The 22837-nt window shown below is 61.7% G+C and carries 21 protein-coding genes, 1 pseudogene and 1 riboswitch; of the genes and pseudogenes, 11 read left to right on the top strand and 11 right to left on the bottom strand.

Going from position 1 to position 22837, the window contains the following annotated elements; translation table 11 throughout:
- Positions 1–24 precede the first annotated feature (24 nt).
- Complete coding sequence (locus tag M1B35_RS23725) at positions 25–1092, bottom strand: putative urea ABC transporter substrate-binding protein (protein WP_268263253.1); 1068 nt, start codon at positions 1090–1092, stop codon at positions 25–27.
- 61 nt (positions 1093–1153) lie between these two features.
- Positions 1154–1254, bottom strand: a riboswitch (guanidine-I (ykkC/yxkD leader).
- 374 nt (positions 1255–1628) lie between these two features.
- On the opposite strand from M1B35_RS23725, the gene M1B35_RS23720 reads away from it, so the two are divergent.
- Positions 1629–1874, top strand: a complete 246-nt coding sequence (locus tag M1B35_RS23720; RefSeq protein WP_268263252.1) for a hypothetical protein — start codon at positions 1629–1631, stop codon at positions 1872–1874.
- Between the two features lie 222 nt (positions 1875–2096).
- Positions 2097–2465 (top strand): annotated as a pseudogene (locus M1B35_RS32530) (hypothetical protein); the annotation flags it as partial.
- Positions 2466–2747: 282 nt separating this feature from the next.
- On the opposite strand, the gene M1B35_RS23710 reads toward M1B35_RS32530, so the two are convergent.
- A complete protein-coding gene (locus M1B35_RS23710) occupies positions 2748–3860 on the bottom strand; it encodes an enoyl-CoA hydratase/isomerase family protein (protein ID WP_268263251.1) in 1113 nt (370 codons plus the stop codon).
- 131 nt (positions 3861–3991) lie between these two features.
- Between M1B35_RS23710 and ung the strand changes: the two genes are divergently transcribed.
- Positions 3992–4684, top strand: coding sequence for a uracil-DNA glycosylase (gene ung, locus M1B35_RS23705; RefSeq protein WP_123337503.1), 693 nt, complete (start codon positions 3992–3994; stop codon positions 4682–4684).
- Between the two features lie 80 nt (positions 4685–4764).
- Here ung and M1B35_RS23700 read toward each other — a convergent pair whose 3' ends face one another.
- The 5 genes from M1B35_RS23700 to M1B35_RS23680 form a co-directional block, all read right to left on the bottom strand.
- The gene (locus tag M1B35_RS23700) at positions 4765–5793 is read right to left on the bottom strand and encodes an AbrB family transcriptional regulator (RefSeq protein ID WP_268263250.1); all 1029 of its coding nucleotides are present in this window, start codon (positions 5791–5793) and stop codon (positions 4765–4767) included.
- A complete protein-coding gene (locus tag M1B35_RS23695) occupies positions 5786–7300 on the bottom strand; it encodes a tripartite tricarboxylate transporter permease (RefSeq protein WP_123336313.1) in 1515 nt (504 codons plus the stop codon). The genes M1B35_RS23700 and M1B35_RS23695 overlap by 8 nt, the downstream gene beginning before the upstream one ends.
- 1 nt (position 7301) lies before the next feature.
- A complete protein-coding gene (locus M1B35_RS23690; RefSeq protein ID WP_123336311.1) occupies positions 7302–7760 on the bottom strand; it encodes a tripartite tricarboxylate transporter TctB family protein in 459 nt (152 codons plus the stop codon).
- Between the two features lie 57 nt (positions 7761–7817).
- Positions 7818–8807 carry a Bug family tripartite tricarboxylate transporter substrate binding protein gene (locus tag M1B35_RS23685; protein WP_123336309.1) on the bottom strand — a complete coding sequence of 330 codons (990 nt, stop codon included), beginning with the start codon at positions 8805–8807 and terminating at the stop codon, positions 7818–7820.
- 168 nt (positions 8808–8975) lie between these two features.
- Complete coding sequence (locus M1B35_RS23680) at positions 8976–10268, bottom strand: OprD family porin (RefSeq protein ID WP_123336307.1); 1293 nt, start codon at positions 10266–10268, stop codon at positions 8976–8978.
- A gap of 234 nt (positions 10269–10502) precedes the next feature.
- Between M1B35_RS23680 and M1B35_RS23675 the strand changes: the two genes are divergently transcribed.
- Entirely contained in the window at positions 10503–11174 is a 672-nt protein-coding gene (locus M1B35_RS23675; protein ID WP_268263249.1) for a response regulator, read from the top strand.
- Entirely contained in the window at positions 11167–12552 is a 1386-nt protein-coding gene (locus tag M1B35_RS23670) for a sensor histidine kinase (protein WP_123336303.1), read from the top strand. The genes M1B35_RS23675 and M1B35_RS23670 overlap by 8 nt, the downstream gene beginning before the upstream one ends.
- Positions 12553–12583: 31 nt before the next feature.
- On the opposite strand, the gene M1B35_RS23665 is transcribed toward M1B35_RS23670, so the two are convergent.
- Both M1B35_RS23665 and ygfZ read right to left on the bottom strand, forming a co-directional pair.
- Positions 12584–13405, bottom strand: coding sequence for an HDOD domain-containing protein (locus M1B35_RS23665; RefSeq protein ID WP_123336301.1), 822 nt, complete (start codon positions 13403–13405; stop codon positions 12584–12586).
- A gap of 39 nt (positions 13406–13444) precedes the next feature.
- Positions 13445–14386, bottom strand: a complete 942-nt coding sequence (ygfZ, locus tag M1B35_RS23660; protein WP_268263248.1) for a CAF17-like 4Fe-4S cluster assembly/insertion protein YgfZ — start codon at positions 14384–14386, stop codon at positions 13445–13447.
- A 150-nt stretch (positions 14387–14536) separates the two neighbouring features.
- On the opposite strand from ygfZ, the gene M1B35_RS23655 reads away from it, so the two are divergent.
- Positions 14537–14791 (top strand): FAD assembly factor SdhE, encoded by a 255-nt coding sequence (locus tag M1B35_RS23655; protein ID WP_123336297.1) that lies wholly within the window; start codon positions 14537–14539, stop codon positions 14789–14791.
- On the top strand, positions 14775–15227 hold the full coding sequence (locus M1B35_RS23650; protein WP_268263247.1) for a protein YgfX: 453 nt from the start codon (positions 14775–14777) through the stop codon (positions 15225–15227). Before M1B35_RS23655 ends, M1B35_RS23650 begins: the two co-directional genes overlap by 17 nt.
- Here the strand turns inward: M1B35_RS23650 and nadB are convergent.
- On the bottom strand, positions 15196–16812 hold the full coding sequence (nadB, locus tag M1B35_RS23645) for an L-aspartate oxidase (protein WP_268263246.1): 1617 nt from the start codon (positions 16810–16812) through the stop codon (positions 15196–15198). The two genes, M1B35_RS23650 and nadB, sit on opposite strands and share 32 nt — an antisense overlap.
- 568 nt (positions 16813–17380) lie before the next feature.
- On the opposite strand from nadB, the gene rpoE reads away from it, so the two are divergent.
- The 4 genes from rpoE to M1B35_RS23625 all read left to right on the top strand — a co-directional run bounded on the left by rpoE (position 17381) and on the right by M1B35_RS23625 (position 21219).
- A complete protein-coding gene (gene rpoE / locus M1B35_RS23640) occupies positions 17381–17962 on the top strand; it encodes an RNA polymerase sigma factor RpoE/AlgU (RefSeq protein WP_007930230.1) in 582 nt (193 codons plus the stop codon).
- A 31-nt stretch (positions 17963–17993) separates the two neighbouring features.
- Positions 17994–18581 carry an RseA family anti-sigma factor gene (locus M1B35_RS23635; RefSeq protein ID WP_123336292.1) on the top strand — a complete coding sequence of 196 codons (588 nt, stop codon included), beginning with the start codon at positions 17994–17996 and terminating at the stop codon, positions 18579–18581.
- Positions 18582–18589: 8 nt separating this feature from the next.
- The gene (locus M1B35_RS23630; protein WP_123336290.1) at positions 18590–19546 is read left to right on the top strand and encodes a MucB/RseB C-terminal domain-containing protein; all 957 of its coding nucleotides are present in this window, start codon (positions 18590–18592) and stop codon (positions 19544–19546) included.
- A 245-nt stretch (positions 19547–19791) separates the two neighbouring features.
- The gene (locus tag M1B35_RS23625) at positions 19792–21219 is read left to right on the top strand and encodes a DegQ family serine endoprotease (protein WP_123336286.1); all 1428 of its coding nucleotides are present in this window, start codon (positions 19792–19794) and stop codon (positions 21217–21219) included.
- Positions 21220–21295: 76 nt separating this feature from the next.
- Here M1B35_RS23625 and M1B35_RS23620 read toward each other — a convergent pair whose 3' ends face one another.
- Positions 21296–22729, bottom strand: coding sequence for a M48 family metalloprotease (locus M1B35_RS23620; RefSeq protein ID WP_123336284.1), 1434 nt, complete (start codon positions 22727–22729; stop codon positions 21296–21298).
- Between the last annotated feature and the right edge of the window lie 108 nt (positions 22730–22837).

The raw sequence follows: 22837 nt of genomic DNA, 5'->3' as shown, positions 1-22837 counted from the left end.
AGGTCCTCCAGGGGATGACAGGGCTCACAGCTGGTTGTCGGCGGCCAGTTGCACGTAGATCGGGTCGAAGCGCAGCTTGAGGTTGTTCTTGTCGCCGCTGCTGACCCCGCCGGCGAAACTCATGCCCACCGCGCTGGTGTCCTTGGCGCCTTCCCCCAGCAGGCCGTGCTGGAACGAGAACTCGGCGACCTTGCGCATGGTGTCCGGCAATTGCTTGCTGGTGGCGAAGGCCAGGGCTTCCTGGGGCGTGGCGAACAGCTTGGTGGTGTCCAGTTGTGCCTGGAACCCGGCGAGGTCGGTGCCCGAGGCCTTCGCCATGTGCTCCAGGGCGGCCTGGCTGGCGGCATTTTTGGCGTTCATCAGCGCCACCACTTCGAACCAGGCGCCGGTCAGGGCCTTGCCCAGGGCGGGGTTGTCTTTGAGGGTCTGGCTGTTGACCACCATCATGTCCATGATCTCGCCGGGGATCTGGCTGGAGTTGAAGACTTGCGTCACCCCGGGCTTGGCCTTGATGTCCGAGAGCATGGGGTTCCAGGTGGTCACGGCCTTGACTTGGTCAGTGTTGAAGGCCGCCGAGATGTCGGCGTCGGAGGTGTTGACCACCTTCAGGTCTTTTTCGCTCAGGTCCACCGAGTCCAGGGCGCGAGCCAGCAGGTAGTGGGACACCGAAAGCTCCACCAGATTGACGTCCAGGCCCTTGAGGTCGGCGACCGTCTTGCCTTCGCCCTTGAGCACGATGCCGTCGTTGCCATTGGAGAAATCGCTGACGATCAGCGCGGTGCTGTCCACGCCGCCGGCGGCGGGAATGGTCAGGGCGTCCATATTGGTCATGGTGCAGCCATCGAACTGGCCGGCGGTGTATTGGTTGATGGATTCGACGTAGTCGTTGAGCTGCACGACATCGATCTTGATCCCGTACTTCTTCGCCCATTTATCGACGATGCCCTGGCTGCCAGCGTATTCCCAGGGCATCCAGCCGGCGTAGAGGGTCCAGCAGACACTGAAGTGGTCTTTTGGCGCAGCGTGGGACGAGAGGCTCACCAGGGCGGCGAAGGCGGCGGCGAACAGGGCGGGTAAACGACGTGATGGCATGGCGGTTCTCCAGTTGATCAAGGGCGGACAGAAGGCAACGCGGCACCGTGAACGGTGGCTTGTCTCCCGGGCTTTTGTCCCGCCGTGTAACCTCAACTGGAGGTCGCCAACTCTCGGACCAGCCACTCGCGAATGCGAGCCGGAACCCTAGTCAGCCATTGCAAATTGTGGTGCCGCGAAGCTGTGATGACTCCTGCACCTTTGGGGTAAAGCGAGAGGCGTGCCAAGTCGGCTCAACCCCCGGTCTTGAGGGGCTGGGCGGCTTTTTCGGCGAGCTGGAAGGGGGGCGGCTTGCGTTGAGTTGGTGCGCCTGCACCAGCGTGGGGCCGAGGTGGCGAGGCTTGAATGGGAGCTGACTGGCTCGGATCAGGTTGAGCCAGGGGCGTTTTTGCGGGGGCCTTGTCCTTCTGTCGGCAGGCCCGAGTGGCGGCGCACCGCCGGGGGTTTTTACGGTCTTATTGACTGTCAGCCTTGCTTGATCGGCTGACGCCGCCCAGCGTCGCTGGCGCGGCTTCCTTGCGGTCCAGGAGGCCGCCATGTCCCGTCGAATCCTGTTCGCTGTTGTGCTCGGCCTGAGCCTGGGCGCCTGTGTACCTTACTACCCCGGCCCGGGGTATTACCGCACCGATGTGTATACGGTGCCGGGCCCTTACTACTACGGTTATCGCCCGTATGACTACGGCGGTTATTACGGCCCTGGTTATTACCGCCCTCACTATTACGGAGGTTATGGTCCGCACTATTACGGTGGCGGTTATGGCGGCCGCCGCTGGCGTCATTGATCGATCTGGCGTTGCCTGCAAACCCGCGCTGCCCGTGTCTTGGGCGGCGCTTTTTTTGCTTGGCGCGGGCGGGGCGGTTGCCGGTCGGACAGTTGTTTCAATGTATTGCGAAAGCCGCACCAGATAGGCTTTTCGCGGTCAGATTATTCGTCAGCCAGAGCCTATCTGACTGCCGCTCGCCAGCGTCGCTGGTGTGGCTCATCCGCGGTCCAGGAGGCCGCCATGTATCGTCGACTGCTTATCACTGCGTTCCTGGGTTTGACTCTTTCTGCTTGCGTCCCCTATTACGGCGGAGGTTCCAGCTATTACAGCTCAGATATCTATAGCAGCCCGGCACCGAGCTACTACGGCGGCTCCTATTACAGTCCGGGCAGCACCGTCTACACGCAGCGCTACTACCAGGCTGCTCCCCGTTATTACCAGCCGGCCCCGCGCTACTATTCAGCGCCACGTACGGTCTACCGACCTGCGCCCAACCCGGGCTGGGGCGGTGGGCATAATCGTCCGAACTGGAATAACGGTGGTGGGCACGATCGCCCTAACTGGAATGGCGGCGGCGGGCGTGACCGGCCGAACTGGAGCACCGGCGGCGGTGGGCGTGATCGGCCGAACTGGAACAACGGTGGCGGCGGACGTGATCGGCCCAACTTGAGCAGCGGTGGCGGTCATGACCGTCCCAACTGGAACAATGGCGGCGGGCAAAACCGACCCAATGGCGGAGGCGGTCGGGGTGATCATGGCGGTCGCGGTGACCGGGACCGAGGCCACGATGGTCGCGGCGACCATAACCGCTGATCCGGCTACGGCCGGGGTTTGAGACGTAGAAAAAACGGCGCATTGAGCGCCGTTTTTTGTGGGCGAGAGAAACCCGGGTCAGTAGTCCGACAAATCCGCCAACGGATGGCGACCTTCCCAGGCCTTGTGGAAATGCGCTTCGACCACCGCTTCGGGCACGCTGTTGACATCCGGCCAGTGCCAATGGGGCTTGTGGTCTTTGTCGATCAGGCGCGCGCGCACCCCTTCGCTGAACTCCGGGTGGCGGCAGCAGTTCAAGCTCAGGGTGTATTCCATCTGGAACACTTCGGCCAGGGACAGGTGCCGCGCCCGACGGATCTGCTCCCACACCAGGTGCGCGGTCAGGGGGCTGCCCTCGCTGAGGGTTTTCGCCGCGCGGCTGAAGAGTTCATCGCTGTGGCCGCTCAATTGGTTGAGGGCGCGCCAGGCGCAGGCCACGTTACTGACATCCAGCCACTCGTCGATCTGGCTTCGGCGCGGCAGCCATTGGGCTTGCGGCAGTTGCCCGACGGCCTCCTGCTGCAGGGCCTTGAGCAGGCTGTTGAGTTGCATGGGGATCTGTTCCTGCCAGTTGAGTTGCAGCAGGCCGTCGATCAGTTCTTCCTGTTGTTCGTCCAGCAAGAAGCGGTCGGCGAGGTCCAGGTCGAGGGCGTCACGGCCGTTCATATGGGCACCGGTCAAACCGAGGAACAGCCCGAGCTTGCCCGGCAGGCGCGAGAGGAACCAACTGGCGCCCACGTCCGGGTACAGACCGATGCTGATTTCCGGCATGGCCAGCCGGCTGCTGGGGGTGACGATGCGGATATTGGCCCCCTGCAACAGCCCCATGCCGCCGCCCAGCACGTAACCGTGGCCCCAGGCGATCAGCGGTTTTGGGTAGGTGTGCAAGCGGTAGTCGAGGCGATATTCGTCGGCGAAGAACTGCGCGGCCAGGGGCGGGACCTGCCCCGGGTGCGCCCGGCAGGCCTGGACCAGGCTGCGCACTTCACCGCCGGCGCAAAAAGCCTTGGCACCGTTGCCGCGCAGCAGCACACACACCACTTGCGGGTCTTTGGCCCAGGTGTCGAGACGTTCGCTCAAGGCCTGGATCATTGGTAGGGACAGGGCATTCAGGGACTTTTCGGCATCCAGGCTGGCGATGCCGAGACGGGCGCCATCGGTGCCGGTCAGTTCTTCGAAGTGCAGATTCATCGTGACCTCGATCGGAAATTTGAGCGCTCAGTATGATCGCTGTGGGGCAAAGTGTCGGTTCTGTGTCAGATCAATTGACAAGCGTGGTGGGCTTTTCTAGGGTGCGGCCATTGTTTTTTCCGGGTGCCCCCATGACTGTCGACGACCGTATCAAACTCGAACCGAGCTGGAAGGAAGCACTGCGTGCCGAATTCGACCAGCCCTACATGACAGAGTTGCGTGAGTTCCTGCGCCAGGAACACGCTGCCGGCAAAGAGATCTACCCGCCGGGCCCGATGATTTTCAACGCGCTCAACTCCACGCCGCTGGACAAGGTCAAGGTGGTGATCCTCGGCCAGGACCCGTACCACGGCCCGGGCCAGGCCCACGGCCTGTGCTTCTCGGTACAGCCCGGGGTGCCGGCGCCGCCGTCCCTGGTGAACATCTATAAAGAGCTCAAGCGCGACCTGAACATCGACATCCCCAACCACGGCTACCTGCAAAGTTGGGCCGACCAGGGCGTGCTGATGCTCAACACCACCATGACCGTGGAGCGGGCCAACGCCAACGCCCATGCGGGCAAAGGTTGGCAGTTCTTTACCGACCGGATCATCGAAGTGGTCAGCGAGCATCAGCCGCACCTGGTGTTCCTGCTGTGGGGCGCCCATGCCCAGAGCAAGCAGAAGCTGATCGACGCCACCAAGCACCTGGTGCTGACCTCGGTGCACCCGTCGCCGTTGTCGGCTTATCGAGGGTTTCTTGGCTGCGGGCATTTCAGCCGCACCAACAAGTACCTGGAGCAGAACGGCGAGACGCCGATCGAGTGGCGCCTGCCGCCGCTTTAAGGTCGAGCTCAAGGCGAGGTGGGAGTTGGGTGGTTGGTGGTGAGGGCGCTATCGCCGGCGAGCCGGCTCCTGCGGTGGGGTTAAGGTTGGCGGTTCCAGTGGCGGAATAACGGCTCTGCCAGAAACAGCACAAACAACAAGCGCATCACCTGCATCGCCGTCACCAGGGGCACTGACAGTTGCAGCGTCTCGGCTGTCAGGCTCATTTCCGCAATACCGCCGGGCATCATGCCCAAGGTCAGTGAACGCAGGTCCAGATGGGTCATGGCGCTCAGGGCCAGGGCCGCGAGGCTGGCGATCAGCATGGTCAGGGCCGTGCCAATCAGGGTGCGGCCCATAAACGATGGGGCGCGGCGAAAAAACTGGCGGTTGAAGTGACAGCCCAGGCCGCTGCCGATCAGCCATTGGCCGATCTGGCTGCCACCGTCCGGCAGACCGATGTGCAGGTCCCAGCCGATGCTCACCGCGGCGCTCACCAGCAAGGGGCCGAACAACCAGGGGTTAGGCTGGCGCAGGCGTTGCCAGATCCAGGCGAGCAGGGCGCCCGCCGGAAACAGCAAGGCCAGCCAATAGACGTCGACACTGGCCGGGTGCAACTGCGGCACGCCGTCGCCTAACAGGTACTTGAAGGCGGCCGGCACACACAGCACCACCGTCAGCACCCGCAGGCTCTGCCCGGCGGCAACCCGGCTGAGCACCGCGCCATTGCGTGCGCCGAGGTTGACCATTTCGCCGGAGCCCCCCGGCATGCTGGAGAAAAACGCAGTGGCCCGATCCTCACCGGTGCGCCGCAGCAACCAGACCCCGACCACACTGGACAGGCTGGTGACCAGGGCCCCGAAAAAGATCAGGCCGAAGTGGCTCATCACCTGCTGCATCACCACCGGGGTGAAGTGCAGGCCGATGCCGATGCCCACCACCCATTGCCCGCATTTACGGCCGCCGGGGATTTCCGCCAATTGCCAGGGGGTCAGGCAGCGCACCAGGATGATCGCCAGTAACGAGCCGACCATCCAGGGCAGCGGCCAGCCGACCTGGCTGGCGAGGTAACCGCCAGCCAGACCCACCAGGGGCGTGCCCCACCACTGTCTGAAGGTGACCTCAGACATCGGCCACCGTGCGTTGCTGTGCCGAGCGCTTGCGCCAGATGCGCAGCAGCGGCATGAGCAGCATGAGGATGGTCAGGATCCACACACCCAGGGTGATCGGGCTCGACCAGAGGATCTCCATCGCACCGTTGGAAATCGACAGGGCGCGACGCAGGTTCTGCTCCATCAGGCCGCCGAGGATAAAGCCCAGCAGGACCGGCGATAGTGGGAAGTCCAGCTTGCGCAGGATGTAGCCGAAGATGCCGATACCGACCATCAGGAACAGGTCGAAGGTGGTGGCGTGCACTGCGTAGACGCCGATCCCGGTGATGATCGCGATCACCGGCACCAGGGCCCAGTTCGGTACGGCCAGGATGCGGGTGAAGATGCGGATCATCGGGATGTTGAGGATCACCAGCATGATGTTGGCGATGAACAATGAGGCGATCAGGCCCCAGACAATGTCCGGTTGCTGCTGGAACAACAGCGGGCCCGGCGTGATGTTGTACAACGACAGGGCGCCGATCATCACCGCGGTGGTGCCGGAACCCGGAACACCGAGGGTCAGCATCGGTACCAGCGCGCCGCAAGCGGAGGCCCCGATCGCGGTTTCCGGGGCGGCCAGGCCACGGGCGTCGCCCTGGCCGAATTTGCCGCTGGCACCGGCGATGCGTTTTTCAGTCATGTAGGCCACGGCACTGGCCAGGGTCGCGCCGGCGCCCGGCAGCACACCCATGATGAAACCCAGCAGGCCGCAGCGCACGTTCACCACGAACACCGAGGCCGCTTCCTTGAAGTTGAACATCATGCGCCCGGTGGCTTTCACCGCTTCCTGGCCGCGATGGGTCTTTTCCAGCAGCAAGAGGATTTCGCTGATGGAGAACAGGCCCAGCACCAGCACCACGAACTGAATACCGTCGGTGAGGTGGATGTTGTCGCCGGTGAAGCGGTACACGCCGCTGTTGGCGTCGATGCCCACCGCCGACAGGAACAGCCCGATCAGGGCGGCGATAAAGGTCTTCAACGGCCGGTCGCCGGCCATGCCGCCGAGGCAGACAATGGCAAACACCATCAGCACGAAGTATTCCGCCGGGCCGAAGGCGATCGCCCATTTGGCCAGCAGCGGGGCAAATAGCACCATGCCGCAGGTGGCGATGAACGCGCCGATGAACGAACTCCAGGCCGACAGCGACAAGGCCACGCCGGCCATGCCTTTGCGAGCCATCGGGTAGCCGTCGAGGGTGGTCATCACGGTGGAGGCTTCCCCCGGGATGTTCAGCAGGATCGAGCTGATCCGGCCGCCGTATTCGCAACCCAGGTACACCGCTGCCAGCAGGATCAACGCCGACTCCGGGGGCAGGCCCAGGGCGAAGGCGATGGGGATCAGCAGGGCCACGCCGTTGATCGGGCCCAGGCCCGGAAGCAGGCCGACCACGGTGCCGATCAGGGTGCCGGCGAGGGCGGTGACCAGGTTGTAAGGGCTCAGCGCGACGCCGAAACCCTGGCCCAAATAGCCAAGAGTATCCATATCAGTTCTCCAGAACGTCGAGCAGGCCCAGGGGCAGAGGCACATCCATGACCCGGTCGAAGAGCACGTACAGCCCGACGGCCATCAAGGTGGTGACCACGGCGCTGGGCAGCCAGCGACCGCCGTACAGGCGCGCCATGGGAATGCCGATCAGCACACTGCTGAGGATGAAGCCCAGGGGCTCGAACAGGCCGGCAAACACCAGCAACAGGACCACGCAGATGGCGATCTTGGTCAGGGTTTCACGGTCCAGGGGCGGCTCGTCTTCGGTGTGCTTGATGGGGGCCGGACGAAACACCATGTAAAGCAGCGCCAGGCCCATCAGCCCGAGCATCAGCAGGGGGAAGGCGCGGGGACCGACCGGTTCATAGGAAAAAGCCGCCTGGTACGGCCAGGCCATCAGGGCCAGGCCGACACACACCAGCAACAGCACCGAGGCGAAAATACGTTGAATGAGCATGGCAAACTCCTGAGCCCGGTCCTCGTCGCGAGGATCGGGCTGTGAGAACAGGGGCGATTACTGAATCAGGCCGAACTCTTTGGCCAGGGTCTTGTAGTCGGCGACCTGTTTTTTCACATAGGTGTCCAGCTCGGGGCCGGTCATGGCGAAGGGGAACAGCTCGCGCTGGTCACGCAGCTTGGCGAACTCTTCCGACACCAGCAGCTTGTCGAAGGCTTCTTTCCACCAGGCGTATTCCGCGTCGGTGACTTTCGGCCCGAGGTAGAAACCGCGCACCACCGGCCAGACGATGTCGTAGCCCTGTTCCTTGGCGGTGGGGATGTCTTTCATTTCCGGCTCGTCCAGGCGCTTGTCGGAGAACACCGCCAGCAGGCGCATGTCACCGGCGAGGATGTGCGGCATGGAGTCGGAGATGTCGGTACTGCCGACCTGGATATGCCCGCCGAGCAGGGCGGTGGCGATTTCACCGCCGCCTTCCAGGGCCACGTAGCGCAGGTCACGGGGGTTGATGCCGGCGGCCTTGGCGATCAGCGCGGTCTGCATCCAGTCCTGGCTGCCGACGGTGCCGCCGGAGCCGATCACCACTTTGCTCGGGTCTTTTTTCAGCGCCTGGACCAGATCGTCGAGGTTCTTGTAGGGCGAGTCGTTTTTCACCGCGATGGCGCCGTAGCTGGTGCCGACAGCGGCGAGCCAGCGCACAGCGCTTTCATCGAAACGACCGAACTTGCCCTGGGCCAGGTTCAGCAGCGAACCGCTGGACCAGGCCACCAGGGTCCCGGCATCGGCGGGGCGCTGGGCCACCACCGCGTTGTAAGCCACCGCGCCGACACCGCCGGGCATGTAGGTGACGCGCATTGGTTTACTCAGCAGCTTTTCGTTGACCAGGGCGCTTTGCGCCAGTTTGCAGGTCAGGTCGAAACCGCCGCCGGGGGAGGCCGGAGCAATGCATTCCGGGCGCTTGGGCTCGGCGGAAGAAGCCGCCAGCAGTTGGCCGGCGAACAGTATGCAGCCAGCGGCGAGGGCCAGTTTACGCAGTGATAAGTCCATGATCGTCTCCACAGGAGTTGTTGTTGGTCTGTTCGGGTCATCCTCGACCCTGATCTGTAGGCGCTGGCTTGCCGGCGATGGCCCATGGGTCCTGTGCGGGACCCGCGGGCCTCTTCGCTGGCAAGCCAGCCTCTACGAAACGGCTAAAGGGTGAAGCCAGGTCTCTGCTTACCAAAGGTCCACGTTGTAGCTCACCAGCAAGCGCACTTCGTCCGCGTCGCGAGCCGAGTAGTTGGAGCGGTAGGTGGCGTTGCGCAGGCGCAGGGCGACGTCCTTGAAGGTGCCGTTTTGCACCACGTATTTGATTTCGCTGTTGCGTTCCCACTCTTTGCCGGTGTCGCCGTTCTTCAGCTGGATGTTGTCGCCGCTGATGTAGCGGGTCATGAAGCTCAGGCCGGGCACCCCGAGCTTGCCGAAGTCGTAGTCGTAGCGAGCCTGCCAGGAGCGCTCATCGGCGCCGGCGAAGTCGTTGATCTGCACGAAGTTGACTAGGTACGGGTCGGTGCCATCCACGTAGGGGAATGCATTGTCGCCGGACATGCGCTGGTAACCGGCGCTGAGTTTATGGCCATTGAGGGCATAACTCACCAAGCCGTTGAGGGACTTGTTGTCGATCTTGCCGCCACGGGCCTGGCCCTGGTCGTCACTGATGGCCAGGCGCAGGTCGCTGGCGAAGGTGCCGGGGCCCATCGGCTGGGAGGCTACCAGGCCGATGAAGTGTTGTTTGTAGACGTCGTCCAGCTGGGCGTAGTGGTAGCTGCCGGTGATTTTGTCGGTGAACTTGTAGTCCAGGCCGCCGAAATCGAAATGCTCGCTCTTCACGTCGTCGGCGAAGCGGCCGTTCTTGTTGTTGAGGCGCAGCTCCTCGTAGTTGCTGTCGTCACGGTCCTTGGCCTTGTTCAGGCGGCCACCGGTGAAGGTCAGGTTCTTGATTTCCTTGGAGGTCAGCAAGCCACCTTCGAAGGTCTGCGGCAGGATGCGCCCGTCGTTGGGTTTGAGGGTCGGCAGTTCGGGTATCAGGCTGCCGATCTTCAGCTCGGTGGACGAGACCCGGACCTTGCCGGTCAGGCCGAGCTTGGAGTACTGGTCCGCCGCACGGCCATCATCGTGCGTGGGCAGCAGGCCGGTGCCGGTGCGGTCCGGGCTGGAGTCGAGCTTGACCCCCAGCATGCCCAGTACATCGACGCCGAAGCCCACGGTGCCTTCGGTGTAGCCCGATTGCAGGTTGAGCATGAAGCCCTGGGCCCATTCGTCGCGCTTGGATTGCTGGGCACTGGTGCCGTCGCGGAAGTCACGGTTGAAGTACATGTTGCGGGTTTCGAAGTTGGCCGTGCTGTCTTCGATGAACGCGGCCTGGCTCAACGGCGAAAAGCCGGCGAGGGCGGCGGCACTGGCCAGGGCGGTGTGGCTGAGACGGGAAAAACGCGCAGGCTGGCTAGCCTGAGGTTGCATGGATGGCATCCAGTGGTACTCCGTTATTGTTCTTATTTGGCGAAAACGCTTCGAGGCGTTTTTCGATTGGCCACTCGGGGTGGCCACGGCAGTCGGGACTGTCCGTGGAGCGACTCTAAAGGGCCAACCTTTCGCTAACCTTTCAGCTGGCTTTCACGGTTTTCGGGCTTCACAGCGACGGTTGCGGCTGTAAACTCCGCGGCAAAGAGTGGCGTCGATGCCCCCTGAACGAGGTAAAAACCCATGCGTGTCCTGCTCGTTGAAGACCATCTGCAGTTGGCCGAAAGTGTCGCCCAGGCCCTGAAAAGCACGGGTCTGACCGTGGATGTGCTGCACGATGGCGTGGCGGCAGACCTGGCGCTGAGCAGCGAGGAGTATGCGATGGCGATCCTCGATGTGGGCTTGCCGCGCATGGATGGCTTTGAAGTGCTGGCGCGCTTGCGCGGGCGGGGCAAGAACCTTCCGGTATTGATGCTCACGGCCCGCAGCGATGTGAAGGACCGGGTTCACGGCCTCAACCTGGGCGCCGATGATTACCTGGCCAAACCTTTCGAACTCACTGAACTTGAGGCGCGGGTCAAGGCCCTGTTGCGGCGCAGTGTGCTCGGCGGCGAGCGCCAGCAACGTTGCGGGGTGCTGGCCTACGACCTGGATACCCGGCGCTTCACCCTGGGCGACGATTTGCTGACCCTGACGTCTCGTGAGCAGGCGGTGCTTGAGGCCCTGATTGCCCGGCCGGGTCGGGTGATGAGCAAAGAGCAATTGGCCTCCCAGGTGTTTGGCCTGGATGAGGAAGCCAGCCCTGACGCGATCGAAATCTACGTCCACCGCCTGCGCAAGAAGCTCGATGGGCATGCCGTGGCCATCGTCACCTTCCGCGGCCTGGGCTACCTGCTGGAAAGCCGCGATGCATAAGCCCAGCAGCCTGCGTTGGCGGTTGTTGTGGAACTTGGCGCTGCTGCTGGTGGTGTTGATGCTGGCCAGCGGCTTGAGTGCCTACTGGAATGGGCGCGAAGCTGCCGACACGGCTTACGACCGCACCTTGCTGGCGTCGGCGCGGACCATTGCCGCGGGCCTTTCGCAACGGGACGGCGGCCTCAGCGCCAATGTGCCCTATGTGGCCCTGGACACCTTCGCCTACGACAGCGCCGGGCGCATCTACTACCAGGTCAATGACATTCACCAGCAGTTGATTTCCGGCTACGAAAACCTGCCAGGCCCTCCGCCGGGCACACCACGCACCGACGATTACCCGGCATTGGCGCGTTTCTACGACGCCACTTACCAGGGGCAGAATGTGCGGGTGGTGAGCCTGCTCAAGGCGGTCAGCGAGCCGAACATGAATGGCATGGCTGAAATTCGTGTGGCTGAAACCGACGAGGCCCGTGTGGCCATGGCCCGTAGTCTGATGGCCGATACCTTGTTGCGCCTGGGCATGTTGGCGGTTGGCGCCCTGGTGCTGGTGTGGTTCGCAGTCAGTGCGGCGCTGCGCCCCCTGGAGCGTTTGCGCGGTGCGGTAGAAGAGCGTCAGCCCGATGATTTGCGGCCCTTGCCCCTGGTGGAGGTGCAACGTGAGTTGTGGCCGCTGGTCCGGGCGTTGAATCACTTCACCGAGCGTTTGCGTGGGCAGTTTGAACGCCAGGCGCAGTTTATCGCCGACGCGGCCCATGAACTGCGCACGCCTCTGGCGGCGCTCAAGGCGCGGCTGGAGTTGGGGCTGCGTGCCGAGGACCCGCCAACCTGGCGGGCAACCCTGGAGAGCGCGGCCCAAGGCACGGACCGCCTGACTCACCTGGCCAACCAACTGCTGTCGCTGGCGCGGATCGAAAACGGCGCCCGGGCGATTGCCGAAGGCGGCGCGCAGTTGCTCGACCTCAGCCAACTGGCCCGGGAGCTGGGCATGGCGATGGCGCCCTTGGCCCACGCCCGTGGCGTGGCGCTGGCCCTGGAAGCCGACGAGCCGGTGTGGCTCAAGGGCGAGCCAACCTTGCTCAATGAACTGCTGAGCAACCTGGTGGATAACGCCCTGGCCCACACGCCTTCGGGCGGCAATGTAATTTTGCGGGTGTTGCCACCGGGTGTACTGGAGGTTGAAGACGATGGGCCGGGCATCCCGCTGGAAGACCGGGATCGGGTGTTCGAACGCTTCTACCGGCGTAACCAGCAAGTGGCCGGGTCTGGGTTGGGCTTGGCGATTGTGGGGGAGATTTGTCGTGCCCATCTGGCCCAGGTCAGCCTGCATGACGGCGAGCTTTCGGGGCTGAAGGTGCGGGTGAGTTTTAACGGCGGCTAGCAGCCCGGGCGTTCCTTGCCCGAGTGCCCTTTTAGTAAAACATCGAGCGAGATTCTTCGAGGTCCTGGCAGCCCTGGAGGTTTTCCGGGTCAATCCCCAGTTTCTTGAACGCCGGCACATTGCGGGCGTCGATGCGGCCCAGGGGATGGTCGCAATCCTTGTGGCAATACAGGGTGGCTACCTGGACCAGGTCCACGTAGTCGATCTGTCGGGATTGGCGCTGAAAATCCAGGTATTTCAGGGGAATCGTCACCAGTTGCTCGGGAAAGTCCCAAACCTTGAGGAGTTTTTCACCGAGCAGCGGATGAATGTTCTCGATCACATGGTCGAGGCTGACCGGGTCGGCCAGCAGCTCGTAGTGGTCTTCGGCATACGTGAGGATCGGCAGTACGCCGATCTGGTGCACCAACCCACCCAAGGCGGCCTGGTCGGGCTTGAGCTGTGAGTAGCGGCGGCACAGGGCGTAGCTGACACCGGCGACTTCCAGGCTTTTGTGCCAGACATCGTGCATCTTCTGCGCAACCACGTCGGAGCGGGCGTGAAAAATCTGCTCCATGACCAGTCCGATGGCCAGGTTGCTGCTGTAGTTGATGCCCAGGCGGGTGATCGCGGTGTAGAGATCGGTGACTTCCTGGGTCGCGCGTAGCAATGGGCTGTTGACCACTTTGATCAGGCGTGCGGACAGTGCGGTATCGCGGCCGATCATCTTGCTCAAGGCGCTGACGCTGATCTCCGGGTCTTCGGCGGCCCGGCGAATCTGCATGGCCACTTCCGGTAACGTTGGCAGAACCAGGTCATCGTTATCGATGGCCTCAACCAAATCCTGTTGGACCTTATCCGCCAGATTGTTCATGTATGTTCTCTAGGGTGTCGCTATCAAGGTGCAGCTATATCAACGCTGGATCTCGCGATCACGGTCCAGTTGGTAAGGCAGGTCGAGCAATTGCAGGGCAGGGCCCTCGAGGCTGGCGAGATGAATATCGGCGGCTTCCACGGCTTCGGCCTGCAACACCGCCAAAAGTTCGATCTGTTGTTCGGCGTGGGCGGCGAGCACCACTTCACCCACCGCGCTGTTGTGGCTTGGAGCGAACAGCGGCGTGCCCGGCGCGGGTAAATCCCCGGCGGCCACGGTCAGCCGATACAAGCGACGCTTGAGTTTGCCGAGGTACTGCATACGCGCCACGATTTCCTGGCCGGTGTAGCAGCCTTTCTTGAAACTGACGCCGCCGATGGCTTGCAGGTTGAGCATCTGCGGGATGAACAACTCGCGGGTGGTGGGCATGACCTGGCCAATGCCGGCGCGGATCTGCCCCAGCAGCCACGGGTTCAGGTCACTTTCAGCCAATTGGCTGGCCAGGCGGGTGCGCAGGCTGTCGGCTTGATCGGCCGGGGCCCAGAGTTCGGCGCGCTGAGGGGAAACCCGCACTGAGATCAGGCCACCAGCCCGGGCCACGGCGCCATCGGTTTCCGGCAGCTCCAGCCCCAGGGCGCTGAGGCTGGCATCCGCCTGTTGCAGGCCGAAGCGCACCCAGTTGGCACTTTCATCACTGAGCTTGGCCTTTGAAAACACGGCGTATTTTTTCAGGTCCGCCAGTTGCGGCTCCAGCAGCTCGCTGGCCATGGCTAACAGGCAGCCGTCGCCCTCGAGCAAGATGCGGAAGCTGGATTGCATGCGGCCTTTCTGGGTGCAGCGGGCGCCGAGGCTCGACTGGGATTCGCTCAAGTAGTTGAGGTTGCAGGTCAACTGACCCTGAAGGAATTTGCTGGCGTCGGGGCCGCGGACGGCGAGGACGCCTTCGTGGGACAGCGTGCAGAAAAAAGCGGAATCAGCCATGGGTCATCGCAGGGTCAAAAAGTCTGGTCGCCATCATAAGGGGGCGCCCTTGAAATGGGTAGTTCACAAAGGACCGGTGGTGGCCGACCAAAGCCGACTGTTCTCGTGCCCTTCGGCCTGTATACTTGCGCTCTATTTGAGGAGCGCTCCATGGTCGAAGATGTTGAACTGAACCGCCTCTACTGGCACAGCCGCCGCGGCATGCTTGAGCTTGACGTGTTGCTGGTGCCCTTTGTGAAAGAGGTCTATGCGCATCTCAATGAGGTGGATCGCGAATGCTACCGCAAGCTGCTTGAGTGCGAAGATCAGGACATGTTCGGCTGGTTCATGGAGCGCAGCGAATCGGAAGATCCTGAGTTGCAGCGCATGGTTCGCATGATCCTGGATCGTGTCCAGCCCAAGTAACGCGTTTGAATGCCGCTGGCGGGCCTCACGGCACTTGCTGGCGGCGTATCTCCTGGCCCAGCTGTTCGCGCTGGGCACTCTGTTGATCCTGAATGCACCGCCCTGGGCCTGCCTGCTCGGCATTTTGCTGTGCCTGGCGCATGGCGCCTGGGTCTTGCCGCGCCAGATTCTATTGACTCACCCTCGGGCTTTCCGTGGGTTGCGGCGCACTGCCGATGGCTGGGAGCTGTGGAATGCGGCAGCAGGCTGGCAGGCAGTGCAGTTGCGCCCTGACAGCCTGGCCTTGCCATTGATGGTGGTGCTGCGTTTTCGTGTGCGCGGGGAGCGCCGGGTGCGATCAATCTGTGTGCCCGCCGACTCGCAGGCGGCGGATGTGCATCGCCGCCTGCGGGTACGACTCAAGTTCAGTCGGCGTAGGTGGGCGGCACCAGAATAGTGTCCCGGGCCTCGGCCAGCATCTGCGGGTAATCGAGGGTGTAGTGCAGGCCGCGGCTTTCCTTGCGTTCCATGGCGGAGCGAATCATCAGCTCGGCTACCTGGGCCAGGTTGCGCAACTCGATGAGGTCACGACTGACCTTGTAGTTGCTGTAGAACTCATCGATTTCGTCCAGCAGCAAGCGAACCCTGTGCTGGGCTCGTTGCAGGCGCTTGCTGGTGCGCACGATGCCGACGTAGTCCCACATGAATCGCCGCAGTTCGTCCCAGTTGTGCGCAATGATCACGTCTTCATCGGAATCGGTGACCTGGCTGGCGTCCCAGGCGGGCAGGGCTTCGGGGATGTTCACTTGGGACAGCTGTTCGAGGATGTCGCTGGCCGCGGAACGCGCGTAGACAAAGCATTCGAGCAATGAGTTGCTGGCCATGCGGTTGGCGCCGTGGAGGCCGGTGAAGCTGGTCTCGCCGATGGCGTAGAGGCCTGGCACGTCGGTGCGGCCATGTTGGTCCACCAGCACGCCGCCGCAGGTGTAGTGGGCCGCCGGCACCACTGGGATCGGTTGCTTGGTGATGTCGATGGAAAATTCCAGGCAGCGCTCATAGACCGTCGGGAAGTGGCTTTTGATAAAGGCTTCCGGCTGGTGGCTGATGTCCAGGTACACGCAGTCGATGCCCAGGCGCTTCATTTCATGGTCGATGGCACGGGCCACAATGTCCCGTGGCGCCAGCTCGGCCCGAGGGTCGAAGCGTTGCATGAAGCGTTCGCCGTTGGGCAGCTTCAGGTGCGCGCCTTCGCCCCGCAGGGCTTCGGTGATCAGGAAACTCTTGGCCTGGGGGTGATACAGGCAGGTGGGGTGGAACTGATTGAACTCCAGGTTCGCCACCCGGCAGCCGGAGCGCCAAGCCATGGCGATGCCATCCCCGCAGGCGCCATCCGGGTTGCTGGTATAGAGGTAGACCTTGGCGGCGCCGCCGGACGCGAGAATCACGAACCGTGCGCCAAAGGTGTCGACCTCGCCCGTGCCGCGGTTGAGCACATAGGCACCCAGGCAGCGGTCGCCGTCGAGGCCCAGGCGTTTTTCGGTGATCAGGTCGACAGCGACTCGTTGTTCGAGCAGTTCGATGTTTGGGCGTTGCCGAGCCTGGCTCAGCAATGTCTTGAAGATCGCCGCGCCAGTGGCGTCGGCGGCATGGATGATGCGCCGATGGCTGTGGCCGCCTTCGCGGGTCAGGTGAAACTCGAAGGTACCGTCGACATTGCTGCCGTCTTCATCGCGGGTAAACGGTACGCCCTGGTCGATCAGCCACTGGATGGCTTCGCGACTGTGCTCGACGGTGAAACGCACCGCGTCTTCGTGGCACAGGCCGCCGCCAGCATTGAGGGTGTCAGCGACGTGGGATTCGATGGTGTCGGTATCGTCCAGAACGGCAGCAACGCCGCCCTGGGCCCAGAATGTGGAGCCATTGGCGAGGTCGCCCTTGCTCAATACCGCAATGCGCAGATGATCGGGAAGGGTCAGTGCGAGGCTCAAGCCGGCAGCGCCGCTGCCAATCACCAGTACATCGTGTTGAAACTGTTGGCTCATTTCAGGATTCCGCTCAAAGCGACCCGGGTCGGGGGTGGCGCAAGAAGCCTGGATCGGCGAGTCAAGGCAGCCACACAGCCCACTAGTATATAGAGGGGGGGATCGGCACAATAGCGAGCCTTCGTGGCATTGTGAAACTACGGTGACCAAAAGAGTGGTTCGTGTCCGCCGCTTCGTCTGGATCAATTGCCTGCTTGTGTCGGTGATCTGACGACTGTATCGAAGATGTAGCAGTCTTTTTCTCTTCTCGGTTACACAATGTTCGTTCTGCACGGCTATAAAGATTGGGAACTTTTGCCAAGTGCCCAAGCTCAATAGAAGGTTGCCTGAAAGAAGGGACAGCGTCGGCTTTATGCAGCATTTGTGTTGCGGTCATTGCCGCTGAAATCGACGACAGGATTATTCGCGCAGCCGGCCCAGCCCGCGCTGCGTTTTTCGTGCGTGCCGGATCAGAGCCCGCAGGAAACTTGCTTGGAGGGGGAGAACTTTTGCGAAAAGCCCGAGTCTATGTTTGCAAGCCTGATCGATTAGCAATGCAAGCCTCCTCCGAGCTTATCGAGGAGTGTTCATGCTAACCCAGGAAGAGGATCAGCAGCTGGTCGAGCGCGTTCAACGCGGTGACAAGCGAGCGTTCGATCTGCTAGTGCTGAAATACCAGCACAAAATTCTCGGGTTGATCGTGCGTTTTGTGCACGACACCCATGAAGCCCAGGATGTCGCACAAGAAGCCTTTATCAAGGCTTACCGTGCACTTGGTAATTTCCGCGGTGACAGTGCGTTTTATACGTGGCTGTATCGTATCGCCATTAACACGGCGAAAAACTATCTGGTTTCACGCGGCCGTCGGCCGCCGGATAGCGATGTCAGTTCTGAGGATGCAGAGTTCTACGATGGCGATCATGGCCTCAAGGATCTCGAGTCGCCGGAGCGTGCATTGCTGCGGGATGAGATCGAAGGCACCGTCCATCGAACCATCCAGCAACTTCCAGAAGATTTGCGTACAGCTTTAACTTTACGTGAATTCGATGGTCTGAGTTACGAGGACATTGCGAGCGTCATGCAATGTCCGGTGGGTACCGTGCGCTCCCGGATTTTCCGCGCTCGGGAAGCCATCGATAAAGCCCTGCAGCCGTTGTTGCAGGAAACCTGAGACAGCGGCGACAGCCAAGAGAGGAACCGCCATGAGTCGTGAAGCCCTGCAGGAATCGCTGTCCGCGGTGATGGATAACGAAGCGGACGAACTGGAATTGCGTCGGGTATTAAATGCCGTTGACGAAGTGGAAACCCGTGAGACTTGGGCTCGTTATCAAATCGCCCGGGCGGCCATGCACAAGGAATTGCTGCTTCCACGTCTAGACATTGCAGCCGCCGTTTCTGCTGCGCTGGCTGATGAAGCCGTACCGGCTAAAGCCTCTCGCGGACCATGGCGTAGCCTGGGTCGCCTGGCGGTTGCAGCATCGGTGACGGTGGCTGTATTGGCAGGTGTTCGCCTGTACAACCAGGACGAGATCGCTGGTGTCGAATTGGCTCAGCAGTCCGGCCAGACAACCTTGGCGGCTCCGCAAGTCAAAGGCCCTGCTGTATTGGCCGGCTATAGTGAGAGTTCGGACACCACCGGTCCAATGGCCAATGGTGTATTGCAAGGTCAGCCAGGCTGGCACGATCAGCGTCTGCCAAGCTACCTGCGTCAACATGCTCAGCAAGCGGCCCTTAAAGGTACTGAAAGCGCTCTGCCTTACGCCCGTGCGGCGAGCTTGGAAAACCGCTAAGGAGGATCATGCGCGCCATACCTCTACTTTCGCTTCTGCTTAGTGGCTGGTTTGTTGTTCCAGCCCATGCCGATGAAGCCCAGGATTGGTTGCAGCGTCTTGGGCAAGCCGAGCAGCAGCAGAGCTTCCAGGGCACCTTCGTTTATGAGCGCAACGGTAGTTTTTCGACCCATAACATCTGGCATCTAGTCCAGGATGGTAAGGTCCGCGAGCGCTTGATTCAGCTCGATGGATCCGCTCAGGAGGTCGTGCGTGTCGATGGGCGTACTCAGTGCGTCAGCGGCACGCTGGTAGCGGGTTTGGGCGATGCTCCTGATTCCTCGGCGCGAGCCCTGGATCCGAAAAAACTCAAGAGTTGGTACGACCTCGCCGTCATCGGAAAATCCCGTGTGGCGGGTCGCGAGGCTGTGATCATCTCTCTGACGCCGCGCGATCAGCATCGTTACGGTTTCGAACTGCACTTGGATCGTGAGACCGGGTTACCCCTGAAGTCGTTGCTGTTGAACGACAAAGGGCAGTTGCTGGAGCGTTTCCAGTTCACTCGACTGGACACTGCAGATGTGCCGCAAAGCAGCGAGCTGCAACCTAGCTCTGACTGTAAGGCGGTCACATTGGAAAGTGACAAGGCTTCCGCGGTGAAAGCTGCGCAGGTCTGGCATTCGGACTGGCTTCCGCCTGGCTTTGAACTAACCAGTAGCACGGCCCGCAAGGATCCTGAAACCCGAACTATCGTTAACAGCCTTCTGTATGACGACGGCCTGGCGCGTTTCTCCGTATTCCTGGAGCCACTCAATGGCGCCACGGTGACGGACACTCGAACCCAACTGGGGCCAACCGTAGCGGTTTCGCGGCGTTTGACCACGCCCGAGGGGGAGATGATGGTGACGGTGGTTGGCGAGATCCCTATTGGTACTGCTGAGCGTATTGCCTTGTCGATGCGCTCCGACGCTACCGCCAAGCAGTGAGCGCTGATTTAGCGCTCGGCAAGCCTTTGTTGGTTGTGTAAGAGGACAGTGATGTCGACTCCACAATTGAGAAGATGAAATGTTTGGTCAGCAATTTCATTTGCAAAATCCCCTTTATTTTTCTATAGGTCAGAGCCCCTCGGTTCTGGCCTTGTTCGCCGTTCCTGGAGCAAAAGTACCTGCGCATTCAGCACGGTATTTTTTGCCCCATATCGCTTAATCACGCTCGTAGTAACGGGAGTCGTATGTCGATACCTCGCTTGAAGTCTTACCTTTCCATTTTTGCCACCGTGATTGTGCTCGGTCAGGCGGTGTCGGCCCAGGCCGCTGACTTGCCTGACTTCACTCAGTTGGTCGAGCAGGCGTCGCCCGCCGTGGTAAACATCAGTACCACGCAGAAGTTGCCTGATCGCAAGGTCTCCAACCAGCAAATGCCGGATCTGGAAGGGTTGCCGCCGATGCTGCGGGAGTTCTTTGAGCGGGGCATGCCTCAGCCACGTTCGCCTCAGGGCGGTCGCCAGCGTGAGGCGCAATCCCTGGGTTCGGGGTTCATCATCTCCTCCGACGGCTACATCCTCACCAACAATCACGTGATTGCCGACGCGGATGAAATCCTTGTGCGTCTGGCTGACCGTAGTGAGTTGAAGGCCAAGCTGATCGGCACCGACCCGCGTTCCGATGTGGCGTTGCTGAAAATCGACGGTAAAGACCTTCCGGTCCTGAAGTTGGGTAAATCCCAGGACCTGAAAGCCGGCCAATGGGTTGTCGCCATCGGTTCGCCGTTTGGCTTTGACCACACTGTGACCCAAGGTATCGTCAGCGCCATCGGCCGCAGTCTGCCGAATGAAAACTACGTACCGTTCATCCAGACCGATGTGCCGATCAACCCGGGCAACTCCGGCGGTCCGTTGTTCAACCTGGCGGGTGAAGTAGTAGGGATCAACTCCCAGATCTACACCCGTTCGGGTGGCTTCATGGGCGTTTCGTTCGCCATTCCGATCGATGTCGCCATGGACGTTTCCAACCAACTGAAAAGCGGTGGCAAAGTCAGTCGTGGCTGGTTGGGTGTGGTTATTCAGGAAGTGAACAAAGACCTGGCCGAGTCCTTCGGTCTGGACAAGCCGGCCGGTGCGCTGGTGGCACAGATTCAGGATGACGGCCCGGCAGCCAAGGGTGGCTTGCAAGTGGGTGATGTGATCCTCAGCCTCAATGGCCAGCCTATTGTGATGTCGGCCGATTTGCCCCATCTGGTGGGTGCACTGAAGGCTGGTGCCAAGGCCAATCTGGAAGTGATTCGTGAGGGCAAGCGCAAGAACGTTGAGCTGACCGTGGGCGCGATTCCTGATGAAGACAAGGAGTTGAGTGCGTTGCCCAAGTCTGGTGTCGAGCGCAGCAGCAACCGCCTGGGTGTTGCCGTGATTGAGCTGAGCGATGAGCAGAAGAAGTCCTTCGACCTCAAAGGCGGCGTGGTCATCAAGGAGGTGCAGGATGGCCCAGCCGCGCTGATCGGCCTGCAGCCCGGCGATGTGATCACTCACCTGAACAACCAAGCCATTACATCGGCGAAGAACTTCACTGAGATTGCTCAGGCATTGCCGAAGAATCGTTCGGTGTCCATGCGTGTGTTGCGTCAGGGGCGAGCCAGCTTTATCACCTTCAAACTGGCTGAGTAACCTGTCCGACGGGTATCTGACCCCATGAAAAAGCCCGCCTTGAAAGAGGCGGGCTTTTTTGTGGGCGCTTGAACCGTCAGCGCATCATGTCTTTGACCATTTGCTCCTGGTCCATCAGCTCGCGTTGGCGAGCATCAATACGTGAAGACAGCGGGAAGTTGCTGCCGGCGCGGCGTTTGGCGAAGTCGAGCTGCTGGATGGCCTGGCGATAGTCGCCCACCAGGGCAAAGTATTCGGCTCGAGCCTGGTGCAGGCCAATGATGTTGCCGGACAGGCCGCGGGTCTCGGCCACCGAATACCAGACGTCCGGATCGTCCGGGCGAGTCTTGAGCAGGCTCTCCAGGGCTTTTTCGGCGTCGGCCGGACGGTTCTGCTTGAGCAGCAAGTCGACGCGCATCTGGTTCAGCGGGTAGTTGCCGGGGTACAGGGCAATCATGCGCTCCGTGCGTGATTGGGCATCCGCCAGGCGACTGTTGGCGATGTCCAGTTCGATTTGCGCCAGGTTGTAGGTGATGTCATTCGGCAGCTTGGCCAGCAACTGTTTGAGGTTGTCTCGGGCGTCGTTCCACTGGCTGCCTTTGATCTGGGCAATGGCCAGGCCGTACCGGGCCACGTCATTTTTCGGGTTTTCGTCGAGCTGGGCGCGAAAGCGCTTGGCGGCCAGGCCCGGGGAGTCTTCATAGGTCAATTGCACCCGCGCGCGTATCAGCTGGTAGCGCATGCTGTCTTCGGTGCCGCCGAGTTTGGCCTGCTCGGCGCGGTTGCGGGTGTCGGCGATACGGGATTCGGTCACCGGGTGAGTGAGGAGGAATTCTGGTGGCTTGGCGTCGAAGCGGTATTGGCGCATCAGGCGTTCGAACATGGTCGGCATGGAGCGCGGGTCGTAGCCGGCTTTCTCCAGGTTGAGGATGCCGATACGGTCGGCTTCCTGCTCGTTCTGTCGAGAGAAGCGCCGCTGCTCCTGGATGGCCGCCGCCTGGGTCCCGGCAATAGTGGCGATCCCGGCGTCGCCGGCACCGGCGGCGGCGATCACGATACCGGCCAGCAGGGCGGCCATCATTGGCACCTGCATCCGCTGTTGGGCTTCAACGCCACGGGCAAAGTGGCGTTGCGAAAGGTGAGCCAATTCGTGAGCCAGTACCGAGGCGTACTCGCCTTCGGTCTGGGCGTTGAGAAACAGCCCGCCGTTAACCCCGACAATCCCGCCAGGGGCGGCAAAGGCGTTGAGTTGTGGGCTGTTGATCAGGATGAACTCCAGGCGCCGGTCATTGACCTGACTGGTTTCCACCAGTTTATAGACGCTGGTTTCGACGTAATCCTTGAGTTGCGGATCGTTGAGCTGCGAAACCTGGCTACGCAGAAGGGCCAGCCAGGCGCGGCCCAGTTGGTATTCCTGTTGCGGCGAGACAATGGCAGAACTGGCGTCGCCGAGTGACGGCAGGTCGTCGGCGAAGCCCGGTGAGGCGAGCAGGCAAGCGAGCGTCAGCAGGGTAGGGCGCAGAAAAGTCATGCACAAAGCCTTAGTCGACAAAGGCTCTACTGTAGCTGGACACTGGGTCCGGGACCAGACGATTGGTGTGAAAACTGCGCGGCTAAAAGTGCTTTCTCAAAACCCTGG

Source organism: Pseudomonas morbosilactucae, assembly GCF_023241665.1.
GTDB lineage: Bacteria > Pseudomonadota > Gammaproteobacteria > Pseudomonadales > Pseudomonadaceae > Aquipseudomonas > Aquipseudomonas morbosilactucae.
The sequence above is the reverse complement of the archived record's forward strand: the minus strand, read 5'-3'. Positions and strand labels throughout refer to the sequence as shown.